General features: G+C 57.1%; 21 protein-coding genes and 2 tRNA genes. 18 read left to right on the top strand and 5 right to left on the bottom strand.

The window, feature by feature from the left end:
• Positions 1 to 11: 11 nt before the first annotated feature.
• Both ACJ8IJ_RS04780 and ACJ8IJ_RS04775 read right to left on the bottom strand, forming a co-directional pair.
• Complete coding sequence (locus tag ACJ8IJ_RS04780) at positions 12 to 1,166, bottom strand: MFS transporter (RefSeq protein WP_442518317.1); 1,155 nt, start codon at positions 1,164 to 1,166, stop codon at positions 12 to 14.
• A 54-nt stretch (positions 1,167 to 1,220) separates the two neighbouring features.
• Positions 1,221 to 1,628, bottom strand: coding sequence for a DUF4186 domain-containing protein (locus tag ACJ8IJ_RS04775; RefSeq protein WP_152733910.1), 408 nt, complete (start codon positions 1,626 to 1,628; stop codon positions 1,221 to 1,223).
• A 695-nt stretch (positions 1,629 to 2,323) separates the two neighbouring features.
• Here ACJ8IJ_RS04775 and ompC point away from each other — a divergent pair.
• The gene (gene ompC / locus ACJ8IJ_RS04770) at positions 2,324 to 3,454 is read left to right on the top strand and encodes a porin OmpC (RefSeq protein ID WP_004935890.1); all 1,131 of its coding nucleotides are present in this window, start codon (positions 2,324 to 2,326) and stop codon (positions 3,452 to 3,454) included.
• A 153-nt stretch (positions 3,455 to 3,607) separates the two neighbouring features.
• Positions 3,608 to 4,024, top strand: coding sequence for a VOC family protein (locus tag ACJ8IJ_RS04765; protein WP_442518316.1), 417 nt, complete (start codon positions 3,608 to 3,610; stop codon positions 4,022 to 4,024).
• Here ACJ8IJ_RS04765 and ACJ8IJ_RS04760 read toward each other — a convergent pair.
• Positions 4,018 to 4,596 carry a TetR/AcrR family transcriptional regulator gene (locus tag ACJ8IJ_RS04760; protein ID WP_049189216.1) on the bottom strand — a complete coding sequence of 193 codons (579 nt, stop codon included), beginning with the start codon at positions 4,594 to 4,596 and terminating at the stop codon, positions 4,018 to 4,020. The genes ACJ8IJ_RS04765 and ACJ8IJ_RS04760 overlap by 7 nt on opposite strands.
• 104 nt (positions 4,597 to 4,700) lie before the next feature.
• On the opposite strand from ACJ8IJ_RS04760, the gene ACJ8IJ_RS04755 reads away from it, so the two are divergent.
• Positions 4,701 to 5,168 carry a nuclear transport factor 2 family protein gene (locus tag ACJ8IJ_RS04755; RefSeq protein ID WP_131164972.1) on the top strand — a complete coding sequence of 156 codons (468 nt, stop codon included), beginning with the start codon at positions 4,701 to 4,703 and terminating at the stop codon, positions 5,166 to 5,168.
• 6 nt (positions 5,169 to 5,174) lie between these two features.
• Here ACJ8IJ_RS04755 and ACJ8IJ_RS04750 read toward each other — a convergent pair whose 3' ends face one another.
• Positions 5,175 to 6,077: a LysR family transcriptional regulator gene (locus ACJ8IJ_RS04750; RefSeq protein ID WP_015378549.1), complete on the bottom strand. Its 903-nt coding sequence runs from the start codon at positions 6,075 to 6,077 to the stop codon at positions 5,175 to 5,177.
• A gap of 82 nt (positions 6,078 to 6,159) precedes the next feature.
• Between ACJ8IJ_RS04750 and blaSPR the strand changes: the two genes are divergently transcribed.
• The 4 genes from blaSPR (at position 6,160) to ACJ8IJ_RS04730 (ending at position 7,819) form a co-directional block, all read left to right on the top strand.
• Entirely contained in the window at positions 6,160 to 7,059 is a 900-nt protein-coding gene (blaSPR, locus tag ACJ8IJ_RS04745) for an SPR family subclass B3 metallo-beta-lactamase (RefSeq protein WP_442518315.1), read from the top strand.
• 102 nt (positions 7,060 to 7,161) lie between these two features.
• Positions 7,162 to 7,491 (top strand): osmotically-inducible lipoprotein OsmE, encoded by a 330-nt coding sequence (gene osmE, locus ACJ8IJ_RS04740; protein ID WP_004935874.1) that lies wholly within the window; start codon positions 7,162 to 7,164, stop codon positions 7,489 to 7,491.
• Between the two features lie 158 nt (positions 7,492 to 7,649).
• A tRNA-Ser gene (locus ACJ8IJ_RS04735) sits at positions 7,650 to 7,737 on the top strand.
• A 6-nt stretch (positions 7,738 to 7,743) separates the two neighbouring features.
• Positions 7,744 to 7,819, top strand: a tRNA-Thr gene (locus tag ACJ8IJ_RS04730).
• Between the two features lie 75 nt (positions 7,820 to 7,894).
• On the opposite strand, the gene ACJ8IJ_RS04725 is transcribed toward ACJ8IJ_RS04730, so the two are convergent.
• Positions 7,895 to 8,572 carry a S24 family peptidase gene (locus ACJ8IJ_RS04725; protein ID WP_049189214.1) on the bottom strand — a complete coding sequence of 226 codons (678 nt, stop codon included), beginning with the start codon at positions 8,570 to 8,572 and terminating at the stop codon, positions 7,895 to 7,897.
• A 241-nt stretch (positions 8,573 to 8,813) separates the two neighbouring features.
• Here ACJ8IJ_RS04725 and ACJ8IJ_RS04720 point away from each other — a divergent pair, with 241 nt between their 5' ends.
• The 11 genes from ACJ8IJ_RS04720 to ACJ8IJ_RS04670 all read left to right on the top strand — a co-directional run bounded on the left by ACJ8IJ_RS04720 (position 8,814) and on the right by ACJ8IJ_RS04670 (position 16,167).
• The gene (locus ACJ8IJ_RS04720; protein ID WP_033632532.1) at positions 8,814 to 9,176 is read left to right on the top strand and encodes an antiterminator Q family protein; all 363 of its coding nucleotides are present in this window, start codon (positions 8,814 to 8,816) and stop codon (positions 9,174 to 9,176) included.
• A gap of 796 nt (positions 9,177 to 9,972) precedes the next feature.
• A complete protein-coding gene (locus ACJ8IJ_RS04715; RefSeq protein ID WP_028127738.1) occupies positions 9,973 to 10,284 on the top strand; it encodes a phage holin family protein in 312 nt (103 codons plus the stop codon).
• On the top strand, positions 10,281 to 10,721 hold the full coding sequence (locus ACJ8IJ_RS04710) for a lysozyme (RefSeq protein ID WP_442518314.1): 441 nt from the start codon (positions 10,281 to 10,283) through the stop codon (positions 10,719 to 10,721). Before ACJ8IJ_RS04715 ends, ACJ8IJ_RS04710 begins: the two co-directional genes overlap by 4 nt.
• A 56-nt stretch (positions 10,722 to 10,777) precedes the next feature.
• Entirely contained in the window at positions 10,778 to 11,167 is a 390-nt protein-coding gene (locus ACJ8IJ_RS04705) for a hypothetical protein (RefSeq protein ID WP_442518313.1), read from the top strand.
• Positions 11,164 to 11,556 carry an HK97-gp10 family putative phage morphogenesis protein gene (locus ACJ8IJ_RS04700; protein WP_265260997.1) on the top strand — a complete coding sequence of 131 codons (393 nt, stop codon included), beginning with the start codon at positions 11,164 to 11,166 and terminating at the stop codon, positions 11,554 to 11,556. Before ACJ8IJ_RS04705 ends, ACJ8IJ_RS04700 begins: the two co-directional genes overlap by 4 nt.
• Before the next feature lie 41 nt (positions 11,557 to 11,597).
• On the top strand, positions 11,598 to 12,053 hold the full coding sequence (locus ACJ8IJ_RS04695) for a major tail shaft subunit (protein ID WP_004935838.1): 456 nt from the start codon (positions 11,598 to 11,600) through the stop codon (positions 12,051 to 12,053).
• Positions 12,054 to 12,178: 125 nt separating this feature from the next.
• Positions 12,179 to 12,544 carry a hypothetical protein gene (locus tag ACJ8IJ_RS04690; protein WP_004935834.1) on the top strand — a complete coding sequence of 122 codons (366 nt, stop codon included), beginning with the start codon at positions 12,179 to 12,181 and terminating at the stop codon, positions 12,542 to 12,544.
• 17 nt (positions 12,545 to 12,561) lie between these two features.
• Positions 12,562 to 12,783, top strand: a complete 222-nt coding sequence (locus ACJ8IJ_RS04685) for a hypothetical protein (RefSeq protein WP_019453673.1) — start codon at positions 12,562 to 12,564, stop codon at positions 12,781 to 12,783.
• Positions 12,776 to 15,067 carry a phage tail tape measure protein gene (locus ACJ8IJ_RS04680; protein ID WP_442518312.1) on the top strand — a complete coding sequence of 764 codons (2,292 nt, stop codon included), beginning with the start codon at positions 12,776 to 12,778 and terminating at the stop codon, positions 15,065 to 15,067. The genes ACJ8IJ_RS04685 and ACJ8IJ_RS04680 overlap by 8 nt, the downstream gene beginning before the upstream one ends.
• The gene (locus ACJ8IJ_RS04675; RefSeq protein ID WP_004935824.1) at positions 15,067 to 15,405 is read left to right on the top strand and encodes a phage tail protein; all 339 of its coding nucleotides are present in this window, start codon (positions 15,067 to 15,069) and stop codon (positions 15,403 to 15,405) included. The genes ACJ8IJ_RS04680 and ACJ8IJ_RS04675 overlap by 1 nt, the downstream gene beginning before the upstream one ends.
• A gap of 9 nt (positions 15,406 to 15,414) precedes the next feature.
• Positions 15,415 to 16,167 carry a phage minor tail protein L gene (locus ACJ8IJ_RS04670; RefSeq protein ID WP_342577689.1) on the top strand — a complete coding sequence of 251 codons (753 nt, stop codon included), beginning with the start codon at positions 15,415 to 15,417 and terminating at the stop codon, positions 16,165 to 16,167.

Genomic DNA, 16,167 nt, shown 5'->3' with positions numbered 1-16,167 from the left:
GCATTCCTGAATCAGCGAGTGACGGCCCTGGCGCTGGCGGCCACCGCCAACAGCAGAGCGGCTACGCAAGCGAAGGCCACCGTCAGGCTGGAAAACTGAGCGATGAAGCCGATCAGCGCCGGGCCGGCCAGAATACCGGCATAGCCGACGGTGGTGACGGAAGCGATCGCCAAGTTGGCCGGCATGTCGCGCTGGTTGCCTGCGGCGCTGAACAGGATCGGCACGACGTTCGAGGCGCCCAGGCCGACCAGCATGAAACCGACCAGCGAAACGGTAGCGTGATTGAAGGCGATGGCCAGGCTCAGGCCGAGAGCGGCACACAGGCTGCCCAGCAGCAGCACCCGGTAGCGGCCCAGCGAGTTAACCACCCGATCGCCATTGAGCCGGCCGAGCGTCATGGTGATGGAAAACAGCGCATAGCCCAGACCGGCCTGGCTGTGTTCGACGCCGCGCAATGTGGTGAGAAACAGCGCGCTCCAGTCGAGCATCGATCCTTCCGCCAAAAACATGATAAAGCACAAAAAGCCGATGAACATCACCCAGCCGCGCGGCAAGACGAACATCGGCCCGCCGTCATCAGCGCCGCTCTCACGCAGCAGATGGCGGCTGGCCAGCGTCAGCAGCGCGATCACCGCCAGCACGGTGAGCAGGGTGGATTGCAGCGGCGTCAGCCCCAGCCACAGCAGCGTGCTGACGCCGCCGGCGCCGGCAATGCCGCCGATGCTGAAGAAACCGTGAAAACCGGACATCATCGCCTTGCCGCTGGCGCGTTCGACGATCACCGCCTGCACGTTCATCGCTACGTCGATCATGCCGATCGTCGCACCGAACAGCAGCAGCGCCGCGGCCATGCCGCCGAGGGAGTCCATCAGCGCCAACAGCGGCAGATCGATGCACAACCCGAGCCCGGCCATCAGGATCACCGCACGGCAACCCAGTTTGCCGGTCAGGAAACCGGTCAGCGGCATCGCCAACATGGAGCCGGCGCCGATACAGAGCAGCAACAGGCCGAGCGAGCCGTCATCGAGGCCGATGCGCGTTTTGGCGAAGGGCACCAGCGGCGCCCAGGCGGCCATGCCGAGGCCGGCGACGAAAAAGGCCAGGCGGGTGGCGATCTGTTGAGGAACGCCGGGCGTTTGCTGTTCATTGCACAAGGTGGCTGTCATGTAAGCGTCAGGATCTTGGGTCAAAAGAGTGGCGAAAGTTACTGACAGTTTTTATCACAATCCGCGATCCGGGTCGAAAAGATTCGCGCCTGATTCCTCTCTGGCGCCGCCTCGGCGCACCAGCCACAGCGCGATAGCCTGGACAATATAGTCCTTTTGCTGTTCGTCCAGTGCGACGCCCTGCGGTATGCCGTGCCACTTTTCCAGACAGCCGCGGCAGCAGGTGGCAGTGGCGTGCTGGGCGACGAACACCGGGTGGCCACGCATCGGGGTTTGCTTGCCGTCGTTCTTAGGGTGGGCGGCGGCCAGGCGGCGGTCGATAAAATCGCGGGCATGGCTGAGGATCAGCGGCAATCCCTTACCCTCGAGATAAGTCTGGTCCTTGGCATTTAAACGGAAGCGAGCGCGGAAGGGGGAACTTTGCAGCCGCCGCCACAGCACGTCGGGTTGAAAGGGCATCATGAATTTTACTCGCTGAAGGTGCGCTTTTTTCAGATTACCAGAACTGAATCTCTGCGGCTAATTGTGCCTGCGGCGGGAAATAATCGATGAGATAAAGCACGAAATGAAAAGCAAGTTCAATTTGTAGACTAAAATAAGGAAAAAGATTAGCAATTAGTGCGAAAGTAAATTAATGAAACTATATCATTAGGTTATTTATTTGCGTGCTATTTGTACGGGCTGAAATTGTGAGGAGAGGAGGGAGGAAAATAAAAAACCGGCCAGAAGCCGGTTAAAGGAATGCAGAAATTATCTTCGGATAATGAAGGTAATAATGAAAATAATGATGATAGCGAGGTGATTATAGCGGCTGCGCGTGGTTCGCGTTTTGGCACAATGTGCTTATTGTCTCGCTCAATTGTATGGTTGGCTTTTTTTTCTTAAAGATATGTATAACTACATGATTTTTTATCAATTGGTCTATTTTTTATCTTTAAGTGCTTTATTTTGTTTGTCGGTAATGTTTTGTGAAAGTTCGCGCGTATTTACATTTTGAAACCTTTATTAATTACAATGAAACACTATCGGATACTTGGTATCATTTTCTTTCTGGATTAATATAACCCTTGTTACCAGAATGGTAATGCACAGTCGTGCTAATAATGCTCGAAAAGGGCAGTGGCCGTAGCTCGACATAATTAACGAGGATAATAACGATGAAACTTCGAGTACTCTCTCTGATGGTACCCGCACTGCTGGTTGCAGGCACAGCAGGCGCGGCGGAAATCTACAACAAAGACGGTAATAAACTGGATTTGTACGGTAAAGTAAACGGGCTTCACTATTTCTCCAGCAACAACGGCGTGGACGGCGATCAGTCTTATATGCGTTTTGGCCTGCGCGGCGAAACGCAAATCAGCGATCAGCTGACCGGTTACGGCCAGTGGGAATATCAGGCGAACCTGAACCACGCTGAAAGCCAGGACAACAAGAACTTCACCCGTTACGGCTTCGCCGGTCTGAAATTCGGCGACTACGGCTCCTTCGACTACGGCCGTAACACCGGCGTGCTGTACGACGTCGCGGCGTATACCGACTTGCAGCCCGAGTTCGACGGTATGACCTACGGCGCCGACCAGTTCATGTTCCAGCGTTCCAGCGGCCTGGCGACCTACCGTAACAACGACTTCTTCGGTCTGGTTGACGGCCTGAACTTCGCCCTGCAGTACCAGGGTAAAAACGGCAACGGCGAAGAGACCAACAACGGTCGTGACGTTCTGGGCCAAAACGGCGAAGGCTACGGCATGTCCATGAGCTATGACATGGGCTACGGCATCAGCGCCGCGGGCGCCTTCTTCAACTCTCGCCGCACCAGCGAGCAGAACGGCGCTAACGGTCACCAGAACATCATGGGCCGCGGCGACAAGGCTGAAGGTTACTCCGGCGGTCTGAAATATGACGCCAACGATGTCTACCTGGCGGTGATGTTCACCCAGTCCTATAACGCGGCGCGTTTCGGCAGCTCCGACAGCAGCGTTTACGGCTACGCCAATAAGGCGCAGAGCTTCGAAGCCTATGCGCACTACCAGTTCGACTTCGGCCTGCGTCCGTTTGTGGGCTATAACCAGACCAAAGGTAAAGACCTGGGCCGCGCCGGCAACGGCAAGGACTACGGCGATCAAGACCTGGTCAAATTCGTCGACCTGGGTGCGACCTACTTCTTCAACAAAAACATGTCTACCTATGTTGATTACAAAATCAACCTGGTGGACAACAACGATTTCACCGACGCTGCCGGCATCAACACCGACAACGTGGTTGCCGTGGGCCTGGTTTACCAGTTCTAAGCACCAGCGTGTGAATCACACAGCGCGGCCTTCGGGCCGCGTTTTTTTTTGCTGGTAAAAAGCACGGATTGATCCATTGTCGGCTCGGGAAGCGCTTCGGCTCGCCTCCGTTCGACCTACGCTGTCAGAACGGAAAACAGAGCGGAGGCTATTATGGAACTCAAGATCGACAGGGTGATAGAAACGGTGCTGTACGTCAGCGATATTGAACGCGCGGACGCTTTTTACCAGGAGGTGCTGAAGCTGCCGACGATGGCCGCCAACGAACGGTTTCGCGCCTACAACGTCGGCGATCGGAGCGTACTGTTGTTGTTTATCGAAGGTGATTCGCTGCGCGGGGCGCACTATCCGACCGGGTTTATTCCTGCGCACGATGGCGTGGGGCCGGCGCATATCGGGCTGGCGGTGGCGAAAGAGCAGTTGCCGCACTGGGAACGGTATCTGGTGGCCAACGGCGTGGAGATTGAGGGGCGGATGCGCTGGGAACACGGCGGGGAGAGCATTTATTTTCGCGATCCCGACGCCCATCTGTTGGAACTGGTGACGCCGGGCATTTGGGCCAATTACTGATCGAACCCGCCTTGCGCCAACATGTCCAACGCGGCATTCAGCACCTGCAGCGCGGCCTGCGGTTGCCGCTCTATCTGCACTCTGACGATGGCGCCGTCGATCAGCATCGCCAGCATTGCCGCCCGCTGTTCCCGCTGTGGGCCGGCGGGCAGGTGACGCGCCAGTTCATCCTCCATTTGCCGTTTATGCCGGCCGGCGATTTGCAGGCTTTCCGGCAGCAGATCGGCGATTTCCACCGCCGTATTGATAAACGCGCAGCCGCGAAAGCGCGGATCGTCGAACCATTCCGCCAGGCAGGGCGCCAGCGCCGGCAGCAACCCGCCGGTTTGTGCCACATGGCGATCCAGCGCTGTACTGAACCAGGTGAGCCACTGCTGGTGGCGATAGGCCAAAAACGCCGTAATCAAATCGTTCTTGCTGGGAAAGTGGCGATAAAACGTCACCTTAGTGACGCCTGATTCCTTGATGATGCGATCGATGCCGGTGGCGCGGATCCCTTCCTGATAAAACAGATCGTGAGCCGTTAGCAGGATGCGCTGGCGGGCGGGTAAGGTATTGCGATCGGCGGTCATCATTTTCTCCAAGCTATTTTCGAGTGATTGTAGACAACTCTGTCTACATTCGCTAGCGTAATAATGTAGACAGAGTTGTCTACATTATTACGCAGGAGATGATCATGAGCATTAAACCCCCATTGCCGCCTTTCACCCGTGAATCGGCCAGCGAAAAAGTGCGGTTGGCGGAGGATGCCTGGAACAGCCGCGATCCTGAGCGGGTGTCGCAGGTCTATTCTCTCGATACCCATTGGCGTAATCGCGCAGAGTTTGTCGACGGCCGCGCGGCGGTGGTCGCATTTTTGCAACGCAAGTGGGCGAAAGAGCTGGAGTATCGGCTGATTAAGGAACTGTGGGCGTTTGACGGCGCGCGCATCGCGGTGCGTTTCGCCTATGAGTGGCGCGATGATTCCGGCAACTGGTATCGCAGCTTTGGCAATGAAAACTGGGAGTTTAATCAGGATGGATTGATGATTAACCGCCATGCCTGCATCAACGACATGCCGATTCGCGAACAGGATCGGCGTTTTCATTGGCCGTTCGGTCGGCGCCCGGACGATGTCCCGGCGCTGAGCGATTTCGGTTTCTGATCCTACTTAGCGGTAGTAGTGTCGCAGCTCGGCGTGGATGGCGGAAATCAGCCGCTTTCGCCACTCCGGCTCGCCTTTTCGGTATTGAGAAAAAAGGTGACCGATAGCCAGGTTATCGCTAATCGGCAGCGCGCTTAACCCGTGCTTGTCGGGCTGGGCGGTAAACCATGGTTGAGGCACTACCGCCAGCAACGGCGCGCGGCGCAGCACCGGTGGAAGTTGTGCGTAGTCGGCGCAGTTCAGGGCAATGCGGCGGTGCAACCCCTGGCGCTCAAGCTGCCGATCCAGCTCGTTTTCCGTTTGTGGCCACGGATGGCAATAATAATGCGCGTAATCCGCCAGTTCGCTGAAGGCCAGCGCGCGTTTATCTTGCAGGACTGGGTATAGCGGCGGGCCATACAGCGCAATCAGGCGAGTGCGCCCAAGCGCTTCATAATGCAGTGCGCTGGTGCGTTGTTGATGATCGCCCACCGCCAGCACCAGATCGACGCTCCCCTCAAGCAACTCTTCGCGCCAGGCGCGTCGTTCAAAGTTTTGGCAGTGAATATCGGCATGGCAAGCGGCGCCCTTTTCCGCCAGCAAAGGCAACAGAATAGGGTGCAGAGCGGGGGGCGCCACCAGCGTGAAGCGACGCGGCGCCTGCGGTTGTTGGCCGAACATTTCACTGTCCAGCGAGGAGAACAGCGGCGCCAACTTGTCTTTCAACGACAGTGCAAACAGGGTGGGAACCTGGCGATGTCCTTCTCGGCGAAACAGCGGGTCATCCAACACTTCCCGCAGGCGAGCCAGCGCATGACTGACGGCGGAGGTGCTGATGCCCAGCCGCTCGGCGGTTTTACGGCTGGAACCCGTTACCATCAGCAGATACAGCACTTTCAGCAGATTCATGTCCATTTGTAGAATATTCATCAATTGTCCTTTTTTTAATTGAATACTGTTCAATATCAGGCCGAGTATACTCCTGCCCGGTTGACACAGACAGAAGAGAAAAATGAAAAAAAGCATGCATTATCTGATGGTGATGGCCTTTTCCTTGAGCTTCTCCACGCAGGCGAAGTTAGACCCGGCGCAGCCGTTGTCTAGCGCTCCGCCATACTCGCTGTTTGAAGAGTGGGCGCAGCCGATAGCGCCGTTCCAGATCTTTGAGCAGGTGTATTACGTCGGCACGAGTAACCTGTCGTCGGTATTGTTGGGCACGCCGCAGGGATTGATTTTGATCGATGCGGGGTTGGAGAGCAGTGCGCCGGGCATCAAAGCGAATATCGAACGGCTGGGGTTCAGCATTAAGGATCTGAAATATATCCTGAACAGCCATGCAAGGCTCGATCAGGCCGGCGGCATTGCGCAGCTGAAACGCTGGAGCGGCGCGAAGCTGGTGGCCAGCGCGGCCAATGCGCGGCAGTTGGCGTTAGGTGGACGGCAGGATTTCGCGTTGGGGGATACGCTCACTTTCCCGGCCGTGCAAACGGATATTGTGGTTGCCGATGGCGACAGCATCACCCTTGGCGGCCTGACGCTGACCGCGATGATGACGCCGGGGCATCTGCCGGGCGCGACGTCGTGGTTGATCACGCTACGGCATAACGGCAAGCCGTATCGCTTTATCTATGCTGACAGCCTGGCTACACCGGATTACTACCTGATCGGCAACAAAAACTATCCGCAGCTGATTGAGGACATTCGCGGCAGTTTCGCCCGTTTGGCGCGGGTGCAGGCGGATATATTTATCGCCAATAAAGGGACGCGTTTCGCTTTAGCCGACAAATGGCGGCGTTTGCAGGCCGGCGATACGCAGGCATTTATCGATCCCGCAGGGCTGCAGCGTTACGTGCAGGAGTCACAGCAGGAGTTTGAAGAGCAGCTGAAACGACAGGAAAACGTCAAACGCTGATCGACGAGCGTAAACCGCACCGATCGACAAACGGGAATTTGTAGAAAAGCCTTTCCACTTCTAGACTTAGGGGACAACAAACGTACTCCAAGAGGACAAGCTATGACGAAGAAGTTGGTTTTGGCCGTCGGTACTGCAGCGGTATTTTCCATTCTTGCCGGCTGCACCGCCTATGACCGTGCAACCAGTTATGTCAATGAGCCGGTGGTCAGCGATGTCAAAGTAGGGATGACCAAGCAGCAGGTGCGGGCGATTGCCGGTCCGCCGTCGACGTCTGCCACGCTGATTCATGCGCAAGGCACTTGCGATACCTATGCGGTCGCGCCGCGCGATGGCAAAGTGCAAACGTACTTTGTCAGCTACAACGACACGGGCCATGTCATGAACAAGGGCTATCAAACCTGTTCCGACTACGATTCGCAGCCGAAGTAATCGCGTTTCAGCCGAACATAAAAGCCTCGCTTTTGCGGGGCTTTTCATTTTTTAAGCGTTTAAGGCCTGAAGTTTAGGCAACTGCACCGCCCATGCCATTTTTTTTGCATCAAAATGATAGACATTTCATAACGGTATCGCTAATATCAGCGCCCATTGGAAGGATGGCCGAGTGGTTTAAGGCAACGGTCTTGAAAACCGTCGAGTGTAACAGCTCCCAGAGTTCGAATCTCTGTCCTTCCGCCAAATTCAGCCGGCTTAGCTCAGTAGGTAGAGCAACTGACTTGTAATCAGTAGGTCACCAGTTCGATTCCGGTAGCCGGCACCATGAGTGCCAAAAAACCGCCAGCCGCAAGGTTGGCGGTTTTTTGCTTTATGCGGTTCTCAACGCGGCACGCATGGGCTAGGGCAGCCAGGCGCCAAGCACCACCCCGATAATCGCGTACTCATCGGCATTCTGCGCCGGGCAACCCGGCATGCTTCCCTTAAGCCATCGATGCCCGGCTTCCTCGACATACCTTCTAAAGATGAGCTCCGCGCTGTCACAGCGTTTCGCTATCACCTTATCGCCGGACATGAGCTCGGTTATGCCGGCAGTAACGGGTTCGACAAGTATCAAGGCGCCCTTTGGGTAATTGGCGCCGGCAGAGCCGTTCATCGTGTCATCCCGGACCGGCAACCAGTAGGCCTGAGCGCTGCATTGCACCATCGCCGGGTAGTGGACGGTCGTTCCTTTGCGCAGCTGTTCATGAGACAACGGCAATGTCCACGCCAGCAGCGGCAGCGTTTTACCCAAGGTCTGCGAAGTCTTCTGCCTGGCGGGGCGTAGCCCGATTTGCTCCAGGCCATCCAGCCAGCCGATTTGCACGGCAAAGTACTGTTCAATCCTTCGCGCCATATCGCCACTGATGCCCTTTTTGCCTTTCTTGCCCGGCGGGTAGAGCAGGCGAGAGACATAGTCTGCGGCAATACCGAGCGCCTCCGCAAGGCGCTTTTGCCCCCCGACGCCGAGGTTATCGATCAGGATGATCAGGCGCTCTCGCCGCATCTCCTGGAGGTGCATTTTTTGCTCGTTTTTCATGGGGCCATCGTACCTAAATTTACCTATAGGTAAATGGATTTTCGCTATTGAAAAAAAGATACCTCTGGGTATACTTGATACTGTTTATTTATACAGTATTTGGTGTAATACCCTCGGCGAGCACGCCGGGCGGAGCGGTTGTTGCGTGTTGGCGCACGCCGAGCAGAAGAGCGGCTCGACCGACGTCGGTCAACGACATGGAGCCCTGGCGATGTGGCAAACGCCCAAAGGAGGTGGAAGCATGAGAGATATGAATGAAGTATTGGAGCGGTGGGGCGTATGGGCCAGGGATAACAGCGGCATCGATTATTCCCCCATTGCTGCCGGGTTCAGAGGGCTGTTGTCCTATAAATCGAAAGGTGAACGTTCCTGCTGCGATGATGATGGCCTGGTGATCGACGGTTGCGTGGGCAGATTGAAGAAATACAAACCCGAAGAGTTCGATCTCATCATTGCCCACCATGTTTATGGCATATCTCTGCGTAAGATCGCCCTGAAAAGGAAATGTTCAGACGGTACGATACGCAAAGAGATGCAAACGGCGGAGGGATTCATCGGGGGATGCCTGGCGATGCTGGATATAAAGTTGAGTATGGATCGCTGAAACTGCTGTCGTTGAAGTTGATGAGGGTTTATTTCTCGTTTCACTGTGACATCAGGAATAACAATAGCGTATGCGCGTTGCAATAATTTAAAAAAAGACTCACGCGTACGCAAATAAGCGCGTAATCTGATAAAACTGAATCGTTGCCGGCGCCGCCGCACGATAACTAAACCTCGCTCCGGCGGGGTTTTGTTTTTTATAATAAAAGACTCACGCGTACGCAAATAAACGCGTAATCTGATAAAACTGAGTCGTTGCCGGCGCCGCCGCACGATAACAAAACCTCGCTCCGGCGGGGTTTTGTTTTTTTATAATAAAAGACTCACGCGTACGCAAATAAGTGTGTAATCTGATAAAACTGAATTGTTGCCGACGCCGCCGCACGATAGCTAAACCTCGTTCCGGCGGGCTTTTATTTTTTTTATAATAAAAGGATCACGCGTACGCAAATAAGTGTGTAATCTGATAAAACTGAATTGTTGCCGGCGCCGCCGCACGACAAATAAACCTCGCTTCGGCGGGGTTTTTCATTTTTAGCCTCCTTGTCAAAACGGTCAATCACTCACTGAATAATGACTGTCGTTGAATGACCACGAGGGGAGGCTAATCCTTCTCCTTTATAAAACGGCGCAATCCTTATTTATCTGCTCAGGTTGAAAAGAATGGATAAGCCATTTTCAACAGCGTAAATGGCCGCTTTTTAAATGGAATAGGAATGACGAAGAGGGGCGCCGCATTTAGCCGCTCTTTTCCATGACTCCCGACGATCGGGCTATGCCCCGGTAAGGGGAGGGTGATGATTATGCCTTGGAAAAATGAACCAAACATCCTTTCAATGCTGCTTGCTTTCGGCATGACGCTGCTGGGGGCGATCGCCAGCTATTCCTTCAAGGTTTTGAACGGCGAAACCTTTAGCTGGAGGACGCTGTTTTTGCAGCTGTTCGTCTCTATTTTCGCCGGCTTGACCATGGTGATGATTGCGCTGCATTACGACTGGCCTTCGGAGGTGATGGGCGGCGTATGCGGCATGGCGGGGTGGTCGGGAGCATCGCTGATCAAGGCATTGGAACGCCGATTTCTCAATAAAGCGTCAGGAGGAAACCAATGAAGATAAGTGACGATGGCATGGCGCTGATTAAGCGTTTCGAAGGCCTGCGGTTGCAGGCTTATCAGGACTCGGTCGGCGTTTGGACCATCGGCTACGGGTGGACTCAACCGGTAGCGGGACGAAAAGTGGGGGCCGGCATGGCGATCGATGCCGCAACGGCCGAGCGTTTGCTGATGTGCGGTGTCGCCCAATTCGAACAGGGCGTCGAACGGCTGGTGGCGGTGACGATCACGCAGGGGCAGTTCGATGCGCTGGTGAGCTTCGCTTATAACCTGGGCTTGCGCGCGCTGGAGAAATCGACGCTGCTGCGCCGGCTGAATGCCGGCGATCGGCAGGGGGCGGCCGACCAGTTCGGCCGATGGGTGAATGCGGGCGGTGTGCGGCTCGATGGGCTGGTTGCCCGGCGTGCGGCGGAACGCGCGCTGTTCCTTTCCTGATGCCTGAATGCGTCTGTAAAACGATTCCCCCTCAAAACGATGGAGACCTTGCCCAAATGATTGAAGATGAAATCCAACGCTCGCTGGCCGCGCTAACCCACCTGGCGGTTCATCCGCTGATCTTGCCGGATCCGCAGCAAGAAGGTGTGACCTATCAGAAGATCAGCGATCTGAAAGTGAACACCGGTCTGGTTGACAGCTCGCTGGTGCAGAGCCGTTTTCAGATCGTGCTGTACGTGATCGACGATTACTCCCGGCAGATCGCTCTGGATAAGGCGGTTTTGAACGCCTGGGAAGGGGTTCGGCATGGCCACATCGGCCAATGGCCGGTACAGGCGGTTATGCGCAGCACCCTTTTGCAGAGCGCCACGCCCTTGGCGGATAACCGCGTTCAGTATCGGATGGCGCGCGATTACCTCATTACCCATTCCGAGGTGGCGGCGTGATCGCCATAAACGTTTCCGGCATGGCGGAATTGGCTCGCCGCTTGGAAGCGATTCGGCGCGAGGTCGCCAGTCACATTCTGCCGGAGGCAGGCCACGCCGCGCTGGCGCCGCTGCTCAGCACGATGCGGCAGTGTGCCGAGCGGGGGGCGTCAAACAGCGAGCCATCGCTGAGCGCCGGCATCGCGATACGTCCGGCCGTTACCGGATGGAACGCGGTGACGTTGCGTGTCGGCCCCAGTAAACAGCATTACCACAGAGCCCTGGCGCAGGAGTACGGCACGGCAACGCAGGCCGCCGCCCCGTTTATTCGCCCTGCGCTGGATCACCACAAACACCAAGTGTTACGCATCCTGGCGGCTAACGTCCGCTATGGCATCGAAAACCGGTAGCGACCGCTACCATCCTTCATCAAAAAAGAGAGAGAAAAACTATGGCTGATAAAACTTCGCCAGAATACGCCATGCTGCCTGCCGGCACTATCGTCAAATGGGGCACCGTTGGGGCTGCACCGACGGCCATGAAGGCGCTGACCAACTGTAAAGCGGTGGGTGAAATGGGGCAAACCGGCGGTTTTGTCGATTGCACCACGCTGCTGGATACCGCCAAGCAGTTTATTTCCGACCTGCCGGAAGGCGCGGAGAAATCCATCGGTTTCATCGACGATCCGTCCAACGCCGATTTCGCGGCGCTGTTGAATGCGGCGGACAAACGCGAAACGGTGCAGTTCTACGTCGAGCTGCCGAACGGCCGCACCTCCACCTCCATCCTGTCGCTGTCCGGCTGGAAAATGAATGAGATCACCGCCCCGGCGAGCGAAGTCATTCAGATTACCGTCCAGGGCAAGCAAAACAGCAACACCTGGGGCACGGTCACCCCGAAAGTGTGACGATCCGACGATCGCGCTGGGTTAACGCCTGAGGGCGTTCGGCGCGATCGCTTCCGCCGCGGGCTATGCGGTCTGCGGCAACCCGCTGATGTACAGAGTAAACCGAGTTGAACAAGGAAAAACCGATGAGTGAGAAATACGATCTGAAAGCGCTGAAAGCGGCGCTGCTGAAATCCGACGATCACGTGATTGAAACGCAGATCTTTGGCGCCAAAGCCTTTATTCGCCGCCTGAAAGCGGCGGAACTGCAGGAAAACGAAGACGGCATGAAGGCCGCCATCGACAGCGGTGACATGAGCAAAGCCGCTCAGCTCAACGTGCAGCTGCTGCTGTCATGCCTGATGACGCCGGACGGCAAACGTATCCCGGCCGGCGCCTTGCCGAGCGTTGACGATCTGCTGGCGGCGCACGACAACCCAACGCTGGTCGAAGCCATCGGCGCCGTCAAGCGCCATGCGGTCGGTAGCCTGGAGGAAGCGGAAAAAAACTGACTGACTCGCCCTGGCTGATGTTGGTGTTCCAACTGGCCGATCGCTGGGGTGAGTCGGATCCTCGCAAGATCGCCGCGCTGCCGGCGCACATCCTGAATCACTGGCGGGCATACTTCAAACTGCAAGGCATGACGGCCGATGCGGCGGAGAGTGCCCCCGTTCATCAATCCGGTCAGCCCGCGCAAAGCAGTATTGATATGCAGTGTGCTGACGTTATGCGAGTGCTGGGAAATGGCTGATACCGCACAGTTGGTCGTCGGGTTGCAACTGAATGACACCAACTTTAAAAACAAACTGACGGCGGCTTACCGCACCGCCGGGGAACAATCCGCCAAATTTAACCGCCAGGCTCAGCAGGATGCGAAGAAGACCGACGAGTCGTATCAACGCATCGGCGGCACGCTTGGCGGCCTGGCGGGGAAACTGGCTGGGCTGGCCGGCGTTGAGCTGTCGCTGCAGGGCCTCGCCGCCACCTCGCGCCAGTATGGGCAGGCGCTCACCGAACTTGCGTCCATCACCGTCGCCGCGACGGCGCAGATGAAACAGTTGGACGATGCGGCCCGCCAGGCGAGCAGCGCTTCCGGCGAAGGCGGCAGCCGGGCGGAGGAGATGCTGAAACTGGCCGGCGGCCTGAATGACAGCGCGGCGGCCTGGCGCGATCAGGCTGCGGCGGCGCGCGGGGCGGCTCAGGCGACATCGGGCGTCGGCGCGGCGTCTCGTGTCGCCAATGTCGCGCTGGGGGCGCTTGGCGGCCCGATCGGTGTCGCCATCCAGGCGGGATTGGCGATGCTGTACTTCCATGAGCAAAACCAATTGGCCCGTCAATCGGCTTTGGCATTGAAAGATGCGGCGGTCGAGACGGCCGAAGATCTCAGCAAGCTCTCCAAGGCAAAGCTCGCCGTCAAAATTGATACCTTCGACGATCAGCTAAAGACGCTCAGTGAGGAAAAAGCCAAGATCGAGAAACAACTGGCGAATCGGAGCGATATCCGACTTGCTCTCTTAGAGCGCCGAAGCAAAGGGATATTGGGATTCCTCTACTCTGATCCCAAAGAGGTGAGGAAAGAACGGAACGCCTTGCAAGCGCAGTTGGAAGATATCATTGAGGGCGAGAAAGCGATCCGGCTTCAGCGAAACAACGCCGTCAAAGCACAAAATGGCAATGACAGCCATGTTGAGATCAAACCTGTTAAGCCTAAGAGCCATCAAACTAGCGCTCCTCCTGTCGGTCGTATTTTAAACGATAACGGTAAGCAGCAGGCTCTTGATCAGTACCAACAGCTGCGTCAGGAAATCGAGCAGGCGCATCTGAGCAGCCTCGACAAAATCACCCAGGATGAACAAAGCGCACAGGCCAAGCTGGCGTCAACGGCCAAGGCGGCCGGTGCCGGGCAGGCTGATGTGCAGCGTGCGATGGCGCTGATCGCCGAGAAGTATCAGCGGCAGCGGCAACAGCTCGCTGAACAATACGCGCCAGGGCAGGCGGCGGTGCGCAAAGAGCAAGAGATCGGCAAGGAGCTGAAGGCGTTGTATGACGGGCGTCTGTTGACCGAACGCGAGTACCAGACCGCCAGCCGGATGCAGCAGCAAGAAACGACGCGCCAGCGGTTGAAGGCTGAAACCGACGCGCTCGCTGCGCCGCGTATGAACATTGCCGGTGATGTGGATCCGGTCGCTCGCCTTAACAACCAGCTGGTGCAGCAGCTGGCGCAATACCAGGCTTACTACCAGCAAGGCATTCTGGATAAACAGCGCTATGAACAGCTGATGCAGGCGGCGACGCAAGAATCGTCGGACGCTCAGTATCAGCAGGCGCTGAGTCTGTTCGGCGGGCAGAGCCGCGTGCACAAGATGGCGCTGGGGCTGGTGGACATGACGCGGGAACGGACCTCCGGCATGATGTTCGATCTGCTGACCGGGACGCAAAACTTTAAGCAAAGCATGCTCGGTTTGATGACCTCCATGACGCAGTCCATCATTCAGCAACTGATCGATCTGGCGATGCAGGCGCTGTTGACCAGAACCATTCTTTCCACCTTTATGAATATCGGCAGCGGCTTGCTGGGCGGGGCTGCAAGCGCCGGCGCGGGCGCGGCTGGTTCAGGCGCGATGGGCATGCCGACCGGTTGGCAAGGCTATGTTCCCAACGCCAAGGGCGGCGTGTACGCCTCGCCTTCGCTTAGCGCATTCAGCGGCCAGATCGTCAGCAATCCTACATTGTTCGCGTTCGCCAGAGGCGCCGGCTTGATGGGCGAAGCCGGGCCGGAGGCCATCATGCCGCTCAAACGCGGCGCGGACGGCTCGCTCGGCGTGCGGGCGATCGGCGGCGGCCAGCAGCCTGCCGCGGCGCCGAATGTCTACATCACCATCGAGAACGGCGGCAACGTCAATTCGCAGGCCGATCCGGGGTGGGGTGAGTTCGGTAAACGGATGGGCAATATCGCCGCGCAGGAAAGCCAAAAGGTAATCAACCGTAACCTGATGCCGGGCCAGCCGATTTGGAAAGCAATCAAGGGGATGTAATGGGCATTCAGACATTTGAATTTCCGGCGCGCGTCAATGCCGCCGGCGATATGCGCTTTCGCGTCAGAAAGGCGCAGTTCGGCGACGGCTATGCGCAGGTCTCCGGCGACGGCATTAACCCGATCGTACGCTCCTGGGATCTGACCTTTGTCGGCAAGTATGACTACATCACGCCGATCATCGTCTTTCTGGAAAATCATCACGGGGTGAAGTCCTTCCAATGGACGCCACCGACGCAGGTTCCCGGCCTGTACCGCTGCGAGGGCTATAAGCCTGTCGCCATGGGCGGGGACAACTATTCACTGACGGCCACGTTTACCGAGGCCTTCCACGTTTAACCGGGGGAGATGATGCTGAATTCAGATTTGCAAAAGCTGGAGCCGGGCAACCGCATCCGCCTGATTGAGGTAGACGGCACCCGGTTTGGCGCCGATATTCTGCGCTTTCATTGCGATACCCTGCCTTTTACGCCGCAAGAGCTGGCCGCCGCCGGCGGTGATGAAAGTAAACTGCCGGCTAAATCGATCTGGTGGCAGGGGCAGGAGTACGGCCCGTGGCCGTTTAGCGTCGAAGGGCTGGAGATCTCCGCCGACAGCCAGGGCAACGCGCCCAAGCTGTCGGTCGCCAATATCAACGGCCTGATCAGCGCGCTCTGCCTGCAGTTTGAGGACATGGCGCAGGCCAAGGTGCGGATCCACGACACGCTGGTGCACTACCTTGATGCCCGCAACTTCCCGCAAGGGAACTCTTCGGCCGATCCGCTGCAGGAAAAGCTGCAGGTGTTCTACATCGATCGCAAGGCGACAGAAAGCGACGAAGCGGTGGAGTTCGAACTCTCGAGTCCGGCTGACCTGCGGGGATTGCGCATCCCGACCCGGCAAATCCACAGCCTGTGCACCTGGTGCTCGCGCGGCGGCTATCGCACCGGCAAGGGCTGCGATTACGCTGGTAGCCGTTACTTTGACGACAAGGGCAACCCGGTGGATGACCCGAGCCAGGATCGCTGCGGCGGGCTGTTGAGCGACTGCCAAAAACGCTTTGGCGAGTACGAGCCGCTGCCGTTCGGCGGCTTCCCCGGCGCGGCGTTGATCCGGCAGTAG

It is taken from the genome of Serratia sp. CY40230, assembly GCF_052168835.1.
Classification (GTDB): Bacteria; Pseudomonadota; Gammaproteobacteria; order Enterobacterales; family Enterobacteriaceae; genus Serratia; species Serratia nematodiphila.
The sequence above is the reverse complement of the archived record's forward strand: the minus strand, read 5'-3'. Positions and strand labels throughout refer to the sequence as shown.

Excerpts from the sequence above, each read along its gene's own strand:
- ACJ8IJ_RS04670 (WP_342577689.1), top strand. The coding sequence starts at position 15,415 with ATGATGCTGAATTCAGATTTGCAAAAGCTGGAGCCGGGCAACCGCATC.
- blaSPR (WP_442518315.1), top strand. The coding sequence starts at position 6,160 with ATGAAAAAAAGCATGCATTATCTGATGGTGATGGCCTTTTCCTTGAGC.
- osmE (WP_004935874.1), top strand. The coding sequence starts at position 7,162 with ATGACGAAGAAGTTGGTTTTGGCCGTCGGTACTGCAGCGGTATTTTCC.
- ACJ8IJ_RS04725 (WP_049189214.1), bottom strand. The coding sequence starts at position 8,572 with ATGAAAAACGAGCAAAAAATGCACCTCCAGGAGATGCGGCGAGAGCGC.
- ACJ8IJ_RS04705 (WP_442518313.1), top strand. The coding sequence starts at position 10,778 with ATGATTGAAGATGAAATCCAACGCTCGCTGGCCGCGCTAACCCACCTG.
- ACJ8IJ_RS04780 (WP_442518317.1), bottom strand. The coding sequence starts at position 1,166 with ATGACAGCCACCTTGTGCAATGAACAGCAAACGCCCGGCGTTCCTCAA.
- ACJ8IJ_RS04680 (WP_442518312.1), top strand. The coding sequence starts at position 12,776 with ATGGCTGATACCGCACAGTTGGTCGTCGGGTTGCAACTGAATGACACC.
- ACJ8IJ_RS04685 (WP_019453673.1), top strand. The coding sequence starts at position 12,562 with ATGTTGGTGTTCCAACTGGCCGATCGCTGGGGTGAGTCGGATCCTCGC.
- ompC (WP_004935890.1), top strand. The coding sequence starts at position 2,324 with ATGAAACTTCGAGTACTCTCTCTGATGGTACCCGCACTGCTGGTTGCA.
- ACJ8IJ_RS04695 (WP_004935838.1), top strand. The coding sequence starts at position 11,598 with ATGGCTGATAAAACTTCGCCAGAATACGCCATGCTGCCTGCCGGCACT.
- ACJ8IJ_RS04755 (WP_131164972.1), top strand. The coding sequence starts at position 4,701 with ATGAGCATTAAACCCCCATTGCCGCCTTTCACCCGTGAATCGGCCAGC.
- ACJ8IJ_RS04720 (WP_033632532.1), top strand. The coding sequence starts at position 8,814 with ATGAGAGATATGAATGAAGTATTGGAGCGGTGGGGCGTATGGGCCAGG.
- ACJ8IJ_RS04760 (WP_049189216.1), bottom strand. The coding sequence starts at position 4,596 with ATGACCGCCGATCGCAATACCTTACCCGCCCGCCAGCGCATCCTGCTA.
- ACJ8IJ_RS04690 (WP_004935834.1), top strand. The coding sequence starts at position 12,179 with ATGAGTGAGAAATACGATCTGAAAGCGCTGAAAGCGGCGCTGCTGAAA.
- ACJ8IJ_RS04775 (WP_152733910.1), bottom strand. The coding sequence starts at position 1,628 with ATGATGCCCTTTCAACCCGACGTGCTGTGGCGGCGGCTGCAAAGTTCC.
- ACJ8IJ_RS04715 (WP_028127738.1), top strand. The coding sequence starts at position 9,973 with ATGATTATGCCTTGGAAAAATGAACCAAACATCCTTTCAATGCTGCTT.
- ACJ8IJ_RS04710 (WP_442518314.1), top strand. The coding sequence starts at position 10,281 with ATGAAGATAAGTGACGATGGCATGGCGCTGATTAAGCGTTTCGAAGGC.
- ACJ8IJ_RS04675 (WP_004935824.1), top strand. The coding sequence starts at position 15,067 with ATGGGCATTCAGACATTTGAATTTCCGGCGCGCGTCAATGCCGCCGGC.
- ACJ8IJ_RS04765 (WP_442518316.1), top strand. The coding sequence starts at position 3,608 with ATGGAACTCAAGATCGACAGGGTGATAGAAACGGTGCTGTACGTCAGC.
- ACJ8IJ_RS04750 (WP_015378549.1), bottom strand. The coding sequence starts at position 6,077 with ATGAATATTCTACAAATGGACATGAATCTGCTGAAAGTGCTGTATCTG.